This is a genomic window from Lysobacter soli (genome assembly GCF_003382285.1).
Lineage (GTDB): Bacteria > Pseudomonadota > Gammaproteobacteria > Xanthomonadales > Xanthomonadaceae > Lysobacter_J > Lysobacter_J soli.
Genome location: NZ_QTJR01000002.1, coordinates 360,978 through 373,014, shown reverse-complemented (window position 1 = coordinate 373,014; position 12,037 = coordinate 360,978). Strand labels below are relative to the sequence as shown.

At 68.0% G+C, this 12,037-nt stretch carries 11 protein-coding genes and 1 pseudogene; 7 read left to right on the top strand and 5 right to left on the bottom strand.

Annotated elements, in window-relative coordinates:
- The first annotated feature begins 3 nt into the window (after positions 1 to 3).
- Both DX912_RS05015 and DX912_RS05010 read left to right on the top strand, forming a co-directional pair.
- Positions 4 to 426 carry a DNA polymerase III subunit chi gene (locus DX912_RS05015; protein ID WP_115841369.1) on the top strand — a complete coding sequence of 141 codons (423 nt, stop codon included), beginning with the start codon at positions 4 to 6 and terminating at the stop codon, positions 424 to 426.
- A gap of 121 nt (positions 427 to 547) precedes the next feature.
- Positions 548 to 3,331, top strand: coding sequence for a valine--tRNA ligase (locus DX912_RS05010; protein ID WP_115841368.1), 2,784 nt, complete (start codon positions 548 to 550; stop codon positions 3,329 to 3,331).
- A gap of 46 nt (positions 3,332 to 3,377) precedes the next feature.
- Here the strand turns inward: DX912_RS05010 and DX912_RS05005 are convergent, their stop codons facing one another.
- The 4 genes from DX912_RS05005 to pssA are packed head-to-tail and all read right to left on the bottom strand — an operon-like array spanning position 3,378 to position 5,547.
- Complete coding sequence (locus DX912_RS05005) at positions 3,378 to 3,845, bottom strand: hypothetical protein (RefSeq protein ID WP_115841367.1); 468 nt, start codon at positions 3,843 to 3,845, stop codon at positions 3,378 to 3,380.
- A gap of 42 nt (positions 3,846 to 3,887) precedes the next feature.
- Positions 3,888 to 4,382: a ribosomal protein S18-alanine N-acetyltransferase gene (gene rimI, locus DX912_RS05000; protein ID WP_115841366.1), complete on the bottom strand. Its 495-nt coding sequence runs from the start codon at positions 4,380 to 4,382 to the stop codon at positions 3,888 to 3,890.
- Complete coding sequence (locus DX912_RS04995; RefSeq protein ID WP_115841365.1) at positions 4,379 to 4,774, bottom strand: alanine acetyltransferase; 396 nt, start codon at positions 4,772 to 4,774, stop codon at positions 4,379 to 4,381. The genes rimI and DX912_RS04995 overlap by 4 nt, the downstream gene beginning before the upstream one ends.
- Positions 4,771 to 5,547, bottom strand: a complete 777-nt coding sequence (gene pssA, locus DX912_RS04990) for a CDP-diacylglycerol--serine O-phosphatidyltransferase (protein ID WP_115841364.1) — start codon at positions 5,545 to 5,547, stop codon at positions 4,771 to 4,773. Before pssA ends, DX912_RS04995 begins: the two co-directional genes overlap by 4 nt.
- 224 nt (positions 5,548 to 5,771) lie before the next feature.
- On the opposite strand from pssA, the gene DX912_RS04985 reads away from it, so the two are divergent.
- The 3 genes and pseudogenes from DX912_RS04985 to DX912_RS04975 all read left to right on the top strand — a co-directional run.
- Positions 5,772 to 6,185, top strand: coding sequence for a DUF4124 domain-containing protein (locus DX912_RS04985; RefSeq protein WP_181902709.1), 414 nt, complete (start codon positions 5,772 to 5,774; stop codon positions 6,183 to 6,185).
- Positions 6,186 to 6,326: 141 nt separating this feature from the next.
- Positions 6,327 to 8,039, top strand: coding sequence for a proline--tRNA ligase (locus DX912_RS04980; RefSeq protein ID WP_115841362.1), 1,713 nt, complete (start codon positions 6,327 to 6,329; stop codon positions 8,037 to 8,039).
- 178 nt (positions 8,040 to 8,217) lie between these two features.
- Positions 8,218 to 8,580, top strand: a pseudogene (locus DX912_RS04975) (H-NS histone family protein); the annotation flags it as partial.
- A gap of 73 nt (positions 8,581 to 8,653) precedes the next feature.
- On the opposite strand, the gene DX912_RS04970 reads toward DX912_RS04975, so the two are convergent.
- Entirely contained in the window at positions 8,654 to 9,904 is a 1,251-nt protein-coding gene (locus DX912_RS04970; RefSeq protein ID WP_115841360.1) for a threonine/serine exporter family protein, read from the bottom strand.
- A gap of 140 nt (positions 9,905 to 10,044) precedes the next feature.
- Here DX912_RS04970 and DX912_RS04965 point away from each other — a divergent pair, with 140 nt between their 5' ends.
- Both DX912_RS04965 and DX912_RS04960 read left to right on the top strand, forming a co-directional pair.
- On the top strand, positions 10,045 to 11,163 hold the full coding sequence (locus tag DX912_RS04965) for an ABC transporter permease (RefSeq protein ID WP_115841359.1): 1,119 nt from the start codon (positions 10,045 to 10,047) through the stop codon (positions 11,161 to 11,163).
- On the top strand, positions 11,160 to 12,035 hold the full coding sequence (locus DX912_RS04960; protein WP_233433475.1) for an ABC transporter ATP-binding protein: 876 nt from the start codon (positions 11,160 to 11,162) through the stop codon (positions 12,033 to 12,035). Before DX912_RS04965 ends, DX912_RS04960 begins: the two co-directional genes overlap by 4 nt.
- Positions 12,036 to 12,037: the final 2 nt, after the last annotated feature.

Sequence of the window (12,037 nt, the reverse complement as noted above, 5' to 3'; positions counted from 1 at the left end):
CGCGTGGCACGCGCCGATTTCTACCTGATCCAGAAGGACCGGTTCCGCGAGGAACCGCTCCTGCTGGTGTGCGAACTGGCGCGCAAGGCGCACGACGCCAACCTGTGGACCCTGGTGCTGGCGCGCGACGACGAACAGGCGCAGCGCCTGGACGAACTGCTGTGGGAGTTCGACGCCGACGCGTACATCCCGCACCAGCTCGCCGGAGACGAGGAGGACGAGCTCACGCCGGTCCTCATCGCCACGCCGGAGGCCGACACGCCGATGCGCGCGCTGGTGATCAACCTGCGCGACGAGCCGGTCAACGGCACCTTCGACCGCGTGCTGGAAGTCGTACCGGCCGACGACAGCGCGCGCGGCCCGCTGCGCGAGCGCTGGAAGCAGTACCAGTCGCGCGGGCTGGAACTGAAGAAGTACGACATGTGATTCCCTTCTCCCGCTTGCGGGAGAAGGTGCCCCAAGGGCGGATGAGGGCAGCCGTCGCTGCCGCCCTCACCCCGACCCTCTTCCGCAAGCGGGAGAGGGGTAACCACTCGATCAAGACGTCATGACCCACACCCTCGCCTCCTCCTACGATCCCAAGCAGTTCGAAACCCGCCTCTACCAGGAGTGGGAATCCAGCGGCGTATTCCAGCCGCGCGGCGAAGGCGAGCCGTATTCGATCCTGCTGCCGCCGCCGAACGTCACCGGCACGCTGCACATGGGCCACGCGTTCCAGCACACGCTGATGGACGCGCTGATCCGCTACCACCGCATGCGCGGCTACGACACGCTGTGGCAGATGGGCACCGACCACGCGGGCATCGCGACGGAAATGGTGGTCTCGCGCAACCTCGCCGCCGAAGGCGCGGGCGAGACGCGCGACTCGCTCGGTCGCGACGGCTTCATCGCCAAGGTCTGGGAGTGGAAGCAGCAGTCCGGCGACACCATCGAGAAGCAGATGCGCCGCATCGGCGCGTCGGGCGACTGGTCGCGCAGCGTCTTCACCATGGATCCGATGGCTGCCAACGCGGTCATCGAAGCCTTCGTGCGCCTGTACGAGGACGGCCTGATCTACCGCGGCCAGCGCCTGGTCAACTGGGATCCGGTGCTGAAGACCGCGATCTCCGACCTCGAAGTCGTCAACGAGGAGGAAGACGGCTTCCTGTGGTCGATCAGCTATCCGCTGACCGACGGCAGCGGCGAACTCACCGTCGCCACGACGCGCCCGGAAACGATGCTCGGCGACGTCGCCGTGATGGTGCATCCGCAGGACGAACGCTACACGCACCTCATCGGCAGGACCGTCACGCTGCCGCTCACCGGCCGCGAAATCCCGGTCATCGCCGACGATTACGTCGATCGCGAATTCGGCACCGGCGTGGTGAAGGTCACGCCCGCGCACGATTTCAACGACTACGCCGTCGGCCAGCGCCACAACCTCGAGCTGATCAACATCTTCACCCCGACCGCGGCGGTGAACGAGAACGCGCCGGAGAAGTACCGCGGCCTGGACCGCTACGAAGCGCGCAAGGTCGTGCTCGTCGATCTGGAGGCCGAAGGACGCCTGGTCGAGACCAAGCCGCACAAGCTGCAGGTTCCGCGCGGCGATCGCACCGGCCAAGTGATCGAGCCGTACCTCACCGACCAGTGGTTCGTGAAGATGGACGGGCTTGCCGCGCGCGGGCTCGAGCTGGTCGAGAAGGGCGACGTGAAGTTCGTCCCGGCGAACTGGATCAACACCTACCGCCACTGGATGGAAAACATCCAGGACTGGTGCATCAGCCGCCAGCTGTGGTGGGGCCACCGCATCCCGGCCTGGTACGACGACGACGGCAAGATCTACGTCGGCCGCACCGAGGAGGAAGTGCGCGCAAAGCAGGGCCTTGGCTCGAACGTGACGCTTTCGCAGGACAGCGACGTGCTGGAGACGTGGTTCTCCTCGCAGCTGTGGCCGTTCTCGACGATGGGCTGGCCGGACGAGCAGGCCATGGCCGAGCGCGGCTTCGATCGCTATGTGCCGTCGAGCGTGCTGGTCACCGGCTTCGACATCATCTTCTTCTGGGTCGCGCGCATGATCATGGCGACCGACCAGTTCACCGGCCGCGTGCCGTTCCGCGACGTCTATGTCACCGGCCTGATCCGTGATTCGCACGGCCAGAAGATGTCCAAGTCCAAGGGCAACGTGCTCGATCCGCTGGACCTGATCGACGGCATCTCGCTGGACGACCTGGTCGCCAAGCGCACCGGCGGCCTCATGCAGCCGAAGATGGCCGAGAAGATCGAGAAGGCCACGCGCAAGGAATTCCCGGACGGCATCCCCGCCTTCGGCGCCGACGCGCTGCGCTTCACCATCGCCGCGCTGGCCACGCACGGTCGCGACATCAAGTTCGACCTCGGCCGCGCCGAGGGCTACAAGAATTTCTGCAACAAGCTGTGGAACGCCACGCGCTTCGTGTTGATGAACACCGAAGGCGCGAACTTCATCGGCGTCCCCGACCCGAAGACCGACGCCGAGCGCTGGATCCTCTCGCGCCTGGCGAAGGTCGCCGCCGAAGCCGAGCAGCATTTCGCCGGCTACCGCTTCGACCTGCTGTCGCAGGCGCTGTACGAGTTCGCGTGGAACGAGTTCTGCGACTGGTTCGTCGAACTGGCAAAACCCGCGCTGCAGGGCGAGGACGCCATCGCCGCGAACAGCACGCGCCACACGCTGCTGTTCGTGCTCGAACGCCTGCTGTCGCTGCTGCATCCGCTGATCCCGTTCGTGACCGAGGAACTGTGGCAGCAGGTCGCGCCGAAGCTCGGCGTCAGCGAAAAGACGATCATGCTGCGCCCGTACCCGCAGGCATCGGACTTCGCCGGGCAGGACTACGCCGCGGCCGAAGGCGATGTCGAATGGCTCAAGGCGATGGTCACGTCGCTGCGCAAGATCCGCAGCGAGCTCAACGTCGCGCCCTCGAAGACCGTGCCGCTGCTGGTAGCCGATTGCAGCGCGAGCGATCGCGAACGCGTCGCGCGTTTCGATTCGCAGCTGCGCTTCCTGACGCGCCTGGACGGCATCACGGTGCTCGACGACGCAAGCGCCGCACCAGCTTCGGCCACCGCGCTGGTCGGAGAATTGAAGCTGTTCGTGCCGCTGGAAGGCCTGGTCGACCTCGGCGCCGAACGCGCGCGGCTGGAGAAGGAACTCAAGCGCGTCGAAGGCGAGATCGCCAAGTGCCACAACAAGCTGGCGAGCGAAACCTTCGTCGCCAACGCACCGCCGGCGGTCGTCGAGCAGGAGCGCAAGCGCCTGGCCGACTGGAACCTGCAGCGCGAAGCGCTGGCCGAACAGCGCGCCAAGCTCGCGTAAAGGTCACGAAAGGCGCCGTTACCGGCGCCTTTCGTCCTCAGGGCGATCAGTTTTCGCCGTAGGCCTCGCGCGAACTCACATTCTGCGGCTTGCCGTTGCGCGAGAGCGCTTCCAGGTCGGCCACGTCGACCGGACGCAGCGTGCATTGCGACGCCTCGTCCGGCAGCCGGATCGCCGCGCCTCGCAGCTTCACATATACCGGCGCACGGCTGCGCTTGCCGTTGAGGGTGAAGTACACGCCCTGGTGCTGCCGCAGCACGACGGCGTTGCCGCCCTGCGCCGCGGCGGCTTCGGCCAGTCGCCGCATCGCGCGGCCGTAATCGACCGTCGGGACCTTGTCGTCGCGCGTGATCTCGCTCGGACGTTCGCCCAGGTCGATCTCCACCGCCGCGATGCGCTCATGCGCGCAGGCCGGCGAATCCCAGATGACCGGCACCGGCAGCGCCGGCCCGGCCGCGTGCAGCGGTGCCAGCGCGAACCACAATCCCCATCCCAACGCCCCGCCCTTCCCCATCGCCGCCTCCTGCAGTCCGGTGGAACGTCCGTCGAATCGCGCTCAATCTTCCGGCGGCAACAGCTCGATCGCCATCACCAGCGCATCCTCGCGACCGTCGCGCGCCGGGTAGTAGCGCGGGCGCCGGCCGATCTCGTTGAAACCTTCCGAATGGTAAAGCGCGATCGCACCCGCATTGGACGGGCGCACTTCCAGGAACACGCGTTCGGCCTTGCGGCCGCGCGCGACGCGCACCAGCGCACGCAGCAACTGCCGGCCCAGCCCCTGGCCCTGGAAGTTCGGATCGATGCAGATGTTGAGCACGTGCGCTTCGTCGGCGGCGATGCTCATCAGGAAGTAGCCGATGATGCGGCCTTCGTGCTGCATCACCCACGCCGGGTAATCGGCGCGCAGGCAGTCGCGGAAAATGCCGACCGTCCACGGGAATTCATACGCGCGGATCTCCACCGCGTGAACGGCATCGAGATCGTCCTCCCGCATCGGGCGCAGCGCGCCGTGCAGCGGATGCTGGCCGGCGTCGAAGGCCAGCGCGTTCATCCGCGCGACGTCCGGCGCAGTGCGCGAAGACGTGGCCACAGCGCGCGCTTCGCAGATGCGTTGCCGCGCAGCGCGGCGATGTCGCCGGCGAGTTGCATCACGCTCGCTTCGTCCGCGCCTCCGGCCGCGCGCATCAGTGCATGCAGGAGGCGGTCCCCCTGAGGCCGCGCAGGTGCCACGCGCGTGGGGCGCTCGTCGCGTGCCAGCAGTGCCGCCGCTTCGCGCATGGCGCCGCGCGGGCCGGACGACGGCGCTGCATCGTCGCGGCTGCGATCTTCGTTCGACTCCGGCGGCCGCTCGGCAGCGAGCGCCTCCGCCGGCGCGATGGACCACACCGTGTGGCCCATGGCCTGCAGCCACTCGCGCTGCTCGGCGGTCCACGGCTCGCTCATGGCGCAGCCTCGGACACCGGGGCACGACGCACGCGGCGGAACGCAGCGTAGGCCGGCCCCGACAGCGCGTAGAGCGCACCGATCGCCAGCAGCACGCGTGGCGGATCGATGGCGATGCCGACCAGCACCGCAAGCACGACGACGATGGCCAGGAACGGCACGCGATCGTGGCGCGGGCCGCCGCCCTTGAAGCTGAAATAGCGCAGTCGGCTGACCATCAGCAGGCCTGCCGTGACCGTCACGCCAAGGGCCAAATACCGCAACTGCTCGCCGGTGTAGCCAAGGTCGTGGCAGGTCCATACGAAGCTGGCGACCAGCCCCGCGGCGGCCGGGCTCGCCAGTCCGATGAACCAGCGCTTGTCGACCGTGCCCACCTGCGAGTTGAAGCGCGCCAGCCGCAACGCGGCGCAGGCGGCGTAGACGAACGCCGCGACCCAGCCGATCTTGCCGGGGATCGGGCCGTCCAGCCGCATTTCCTGCAGCGCCCAGTGATACATCACCAGCGCCGGGGCGAGGCCGAAGCTGACCAGGTCGGCCAGCGAGTCGTACTGCACGCCGAATTCGCTCTGCGTGTTGGTCAGGCGGGCGACGCGACCGTCCAGTCCGTCCAGGATCCCCGCGACGAACACCGCGATGCAGGCGTCGTCGAAGCGGCCCTGGGTGGCGGCGATGATCGCGTAGAACCCGGCGAACAGGCCGCCGGTGGTGAACAGGTTGGGCAGCAGGTAGATCCCGCGGTTGCGTGGGCGCGGGGTCGGGTGCGTTTCGTCCATGTGGGGGGCAGTCGGCATGTCGTATCGGGGAAGCGGCGGACCGCGACAGGAAAGTGTAAGTCCATCGGCGCGCCGCCCGGCATTCCCGGACCGCCGGGCCGGTCGCCCCGACAACGAGACCGGCTCCACATATGTCGACGCTGCCGTCACGCGGCGCTTGCCTGCGGCCGGGCGCGGTGCTGCAATCGCGGCAATCCCCCGCCCTTCCGTGCCCGGAGCCCCGCATGTCCAAGCTCGTCCGCCTGCTGCCCGGCCTCGTCGCCGGCCTGAGCCTGCTCCTGGCCACCCCGGCCTTCGCCGCCAAGGTCTACCAGTGGAAGGACGCCAAGGGCGTCACGCATTACTCGGATGCCCCGCCGCCGGACCAGAACATCAAGGGTCGCAACCTGGCCGACAAGGGCGCCGCACCCGCGCAGGCCGCGCAGCCCGCCGCCAAGCCAGTCGCCAATGCCAACTGCACCAATGCGCGCAGCAACCTGACCGTGCTGCAGGGTGCCGGTGACGTCACCATCGACGAGGACAAGGACGGCAAGCCCGACCGCAATCTCAACCAGACCGAACGCGCCAACCGCACCGCACTGGCGGAAGCACAGATCAAGACATACTGCGACGGTCCGGCGGTCGCCAGCGGTACCTGATCGGGCGACAGCCCGCTGCCAACGCAATGCATCGAAGCCGGCCAAGGGCCGGCTTCGTCTTTTCGTGGGGCTCGCCCAGCCGGCAGCTCCGGGAACGCATGGCAGAATGGCCGCTTCCCTACGTTCGAAAGCCCCACGCCGATGCGTCTGTCGCAGTTCCACCTCCACACCAGCAAGGAAACCCCCGCCGAGGCGGAGATCGTCAGCCACAAGCTGATGCTCAAGGCCGGCATGATCCGCAAGCTCGCCGCCGGCCTGTACACCTGGTCGCCGCTGGGGCTGCGCGTGCTGCGCAAGGTCGAGCGCGCCGTGCGCGAGGAAATGAACGCCGCTGGCGCCATCGAAGTGCTGATGCCGGCCGTCCAGCCGAAGGAGCTGTGGGAGGAGACCGGCCGCTGGGAGAAGTTCGGCGGACAGCTTCTGAAGATGAAGGACCGCAAGGACGCCTGGTACTGCTACGGCCCCACGCACGAGGAAGTCATCACCGACTTCGCGCGCAACGAGCTGTCCAGCTACAAGCAGCTGCCGGTGAACTTCTACCAGATCCAGACCAAGTTCCGCGACGAGATCCGCCCGCGTTTCGGCGTGATGCGCGCGCGCGAGTTCCTGATGAAGGACAGCTACTCCTTCCACGTCAGCGACGAGGACCTGAATCGCGAATACCGCAGCATGTACGACACCTACGGCCGCATCTTCACGCGCCTTGGGCTGAAGTTCCGCGCGGTGTCGGCCGACAGCGGCGCGATCGGCGGCGCGGTGTCGCACGAATTCCAGGTGCTGGCCGAGTCGGGCGAGGACGCGATCTTCTTCTCCGACGGCTCCGATTACGCCGCGAACGTCGAACTGGCCGAAGCGATCTCGCCCGGTCCGCGCGGCGCCGCGACCGAAGCGATGCGCAAGGTCGACACGCCGCACCAGAAGACCTGCGAGGACGTCGCCGCGCTGATGGGCATCACGCTCGATCGCACTGTGAAGTCGGTCGCCGTCATGGGCACCGATGCCGAAGGCAATCCGCAGTTCGTCCTTGCGCTGGTGCGCGGCGACCATGCCGTCAACGAAGTGAAGCTCGGCAAGCTCGCTGGCCTTGCGGGTTATCGCCTGGCTACGGAAGCGGAAATCGCCGGGCACCTGGGCAGCGAACCGGGCTTCCTCGGCCCGGTGAAGCCTGCGAAGGCGATCCGCATCGTCGCCGACCGCAGTGTCGCGGCCATGTCCGATTTCGTCGTCGGCGCCAATGAAAAGGGCTTCCACCTCGCCGGCGTGAACTGGGGCCGTGACCTGCCCGAGCCCGATGAAGTCGCCGACATCCGCAACGTCGTCGAAGGCGATCCTTCGCCCGACGGAAAGGGCACGCTGCAGATCGCGCGCGGCATCGAAGTCGGACACGTCTTCCAGCTGGGCGACAAGTACGCCAAGGCGCTCAAGCTCACCGTGCTCGACGCCAACGGCAAGGCCGCCACGCCGGTGATGGGCTGCTACGGCATCGGCGTTTCGCGCATCGTCGCGGCGGCGATCGAACAGAACTTCGACGAGAACGGAATCGTCTGGCCCGAGCCCATGGCGCCGTGGCAGGCGGTGGTGTGCGTGATCAATCCGAAGAACGACGCGGCTGTGGCCGAAGCGGCGCAGGCGCTGTATCGCGACCTCAACGCCGCCGGTGTCGAAGCCGCGCTCGACGATCGCGGCCTGCGTCCGGGCGCGATGTTCGCCGACATCGAGTTGATCGGCATCCCGCACCGCATCGTGGTGTCCGAACGGGGCCTGGCCGCCGGCACGTTCGAGTACCGCCATCGCCAGGCGAGCGAATCGGAAAACCTCGATCGCACGGGCGTGTTCGCGAAATTCGGAAAGTAAGCGCGGCATACGACCACGCTGCACGGCCCTCTCCCGCTTCCGGGAGAGGGTTGGGTCAGGGTGGAATCCGGGGAAAGGCCTTCGCGTTTACGCCGCCGGATGCCGGCGACTATCATCGGGAGTCCGCCGCATCGACGGCCGATCATTCCCCCGATATCCCGCACGCTCCGGAGGTTTTATGTCGATCAATCTCGATTCCCTCTCCGCGAAGGAACTCGACGCGCTGATCAGCCAGGCGAAGAAGCGCAAGACCACGCTCAGCAAGCGCAAGCCGATCGCCGTGGTGCGCAAGAAACTCACGCAGCTGGCGAAGGCCGAGGGTTACAGCATCGGCGAACTGTTCGGGGGTGCGGCACCGGCGGCTCCGGCGCGCGCGGCGAAGGCGCCGGCACGCAAGGTATCGAAGAACGCCGGCAAGTCCGTCGCGCCGAAGTACCGCAACCCGGCCAATCCGTCCGAAACCTGGGCCGGCCGGGGCAAGCAGCCGCGCTGGCTGGCGGCGCAGACGAGTGCGGGGAAGAAGCTCGAGGATTTTCTGATCCGCTGATGCGTTCGGATCGTTTTTGTTTCGGAGCGCCGGCCTTGTGCCGGCGTTTCTGTTTCTGCGAGCGGAATCAAAGATTCCGCCGCGCAGGCAGCAGCAGGTTGCCGAACAGCAGTCCCGCGATCAGCGCCAGCAGGATGTTGAGCACCGCCAGCACCGCCGTCTGGCCCGCGTCGATGTCCTGCTGCTGGATGAGCGTGAGCAGCCCGCGCAGGCTCACGCTGCCAGGCACCAGCATGATGATGCCGGGCACGCGCAGGATCGCGCCGGGGCGATTCCACCAGCGCGCGTACGCATTGCCCGCCGCGGTGAGCACGAGCGCGGCGAGGAAAATGCCCGCCGGACTACCGAACGCCTGTCCGCCGAAGCGCGAGATGAGATAGCCGCCGGCCGCGGCCGCCATCACCTTCGGGTAGTCGCGCCACTGCGCGCGGAACAGCACGGCGAAGGCGAATGCCGCCGCCGCCAGTGCGCCCCACTCCACCCATACCGGCTGCGGGCGCGATGCGCGGACCTGCGCGTGCAGGCCGACCACGTCGGCCAGGTACAACGCGATGATCGTGCCGATCGCCAGCTTCAGCACCGTCGTCACCGCGCCGGCGAAACGCGCCGTGCCCGAGACCAGATGCTGGCTGGTCAGCTCGTTCACCGCGTTGGTCAGCGCCATGCCGGGCAGCAGCACGATGAGCGAGGCGATGATCACCGTGTTCTGGTTGAGTGGCGCGACGTAGGTGGCCACCAGCAGCGTCACGATCGCGGCGAACATCGCCGTCACTGCTTCCAGCGCTTCCTTGAAGCGCGGATGCAGTTCCGACCACTGCACGAGCAGGCCGATCATCAGCCCGTTGACGCCCGCCACGCCGATGTCGAGCCACGGCAGGCGCAGTACGCCGCCGATGCCGATGGCAGCCAGTCCGTAGGCCAGCACCTGCATCGCGCGGGAGCGTCGCGTCGGCGGCGTGTCGAGTGCGCTCATCTGCGCGTGCGCGTCGACCAGCCCGAGCCGGCCGGCGAGCACTTCCTCGGCGATGCGGTCGGTTTCGGCCAGACGATGCAAATCGGTGTCGCCGGGCGGCAACCGGATCACGCGCGTGGTGTCGCTTTCGCCGGGTCCGCGCTGCGGGTCGGAGAAGGTGAGGATCAACCCGGTCGGGTTCGACCAGGGCTCGCACTCCAGCCGCAGGCGATGCGCGACCGCGCTGATCGCGCCCTCCAGGCGCTGCGCCGTGGTGCCGTAGGCATGCAGGCGTTCGGCCAGCTCGATCACGAAGTCGATGCGTGCGGCGTAACTGGCGGCGCTCAGGGGGGGCGGATTCGACATGCGCGAAGCATCGCACGCGGCTGCACCGGCTGGCAGCGAACGCGCGCACGGACCGCGCGACCGCGGCGCCTTCGCGCCACGTTCGCGGCGGCCGCGATACGCAGGCTGCTATCCTCCGCGACATTGCCCCGGCCCACCCGATGACGGACACGACCGCGCACCCGCCGCAGATCGACGCCGACGGCTCGACCCCGTCGCGCCTGCGGCTGTCCGGTTCCTGGACGCTCGACTACGCCGGGCAGATCGGCACCGCGCTGGGCGATGCGCCCGCGGGCGTGGCGACCATCGACGCCAGCGGCGTGGAGCGCCTGGACTCGGTCGGCGTGCTGCAGCTGCTGCGCTTCGCCCGCCGGAACAACCTGGACTTCGACGTCCTCACCTTCCACGAATCGCACCAGGCGCTGGTGTCGGCGATCGAGGACGTCGCCGACGACCGTCCGCGCAAGAAGCGCGAGTACGGCGTGAGCGCCGCGCTCGAACGCCTGGGCCGCGCGGTGCACAACAACTGGCACGAGGCGTTGGCGCTGGTCGGCTTCCTCGGCGAGACGCAGATCAAGCTGCTGCGGATGTTCAAGGAACCGAGCCGGTTCCGCCCGACCGCGACCGTGCACCACATGGAACAGGTCGGCCTGGACGCCGTGCCGCTGGTCGCACTGCTGTGCTTCCTCGTCGGCGCGGTGGTGGCCTTCCTTGGCGCGAACATCCTGCGCGACTTCGGCGCGGAGATCTTCGTCGTCGAACTGGTGAACATCTCGTTCCTGCGCGAGTTCGCGGTGCTACTCACGGCGATCGTGCTGGCCGGCCGCACGGCGAGTGCGTTCACCGCGCAGATCGGCGCGATGGTCAGCCGCGAGGAAGTCGACGCGATCCGCACGCTGGGCATGGACCCGATCGACCTGCTGGTGATCCCGCGCATGCTCGCGCTGCTGGTGATGCTGCCGATGCTCACCTTCATCGCGATGATCTTCGGCCTGCTCGGCGGCCTCACCGTCGGCGCATACAGCCTGGACATCCCGCCGCAGCAGTACCTCACGCGCATGCACGAGACCATCGAGCTGCGGCACTTCCTCGTCGGCCTTGCCAAGGCGCCGGTGTTCGCGCTGCTCATCAGCCTGATCGGCTGCCTGGAAGGTTTGCAGGTCGAAGGCACCGCGCAGTCGGTAGGCGAACGCACGACGTCCAGCGTGGTGCAGTCGATCTCGATGGTGATCATCCTCGACGCGTTCTTCGCCATCTGGTTCATGGAGATGGGCGTATGAACCGCATGTCGAAGATGACCGGGCGCATGGCGCGCAGGGTCCCGGGCTCGCCGAACGCGGCGCCGGATGCGCTGCACCCGCTGTGCCCCAGGCGCGGAAGCGGCCAGCCAATCGTGCGCGTGCGCGGGCTGGTGAACCGCTTCGGCGAACAGGTCGTGCACGAGGGCCTCGACCTCGACGTCTGGCCGGGCGAGATCATCGGCATCGTCGGCGGTTCGGGTACGGGCAAGTCGGTACTTATGCGCGCGATCCTCGGCCTGCGCGAGCCTCAGGAAGGCGAGATCGAAGTGCTCGGCCTCAACGCGCGGACCGACGACGCGACGCAGCGACGTGCGATCGAGCGCAACACCGGCGTGCTGTTCCAGGACGGTGCGCTGTTCTCCTCGCTCACCGTGGGCGAGAACGTGCAGGTGCCGCTGAAGGAGTACCACGGCGACCTGCCCGATTCACTGCGCTACGAACTGGCGCTGCTGAAGGTGAAGCTCGCCGGCCTGCCGGCCGATGCGCTCAACAAGCTGCCGTCGCAATTGTCCGGCGGCATGCGCAAGCGCGCGGGCCTGGCGCGTGCGCTGGCTCTGGATCCGCCGCTGCTGTTCCTCGACGAGCCCACCGCGGGCCTGGATCCGATCGGCGCGGCGGCGTTCGACCGCCTGATCCGCACGCTGCAGCAGGCGCTGGGCCTGACGGTGTTCCTGATCACACACGATCTCGACACGCTTTACGCTATCTGCGATCGCGTCGCCGTGCTCGCCGATCGCAAGGTCGTGGTCTGCGCGCCGATACACGAAGTGGAACGATTCGACCATCCGTGGGTGCAGGAGTACTTCCACGGACCGCGTGCGCGCGCCGCACAGAACACCCGCGAAGCGTGAGC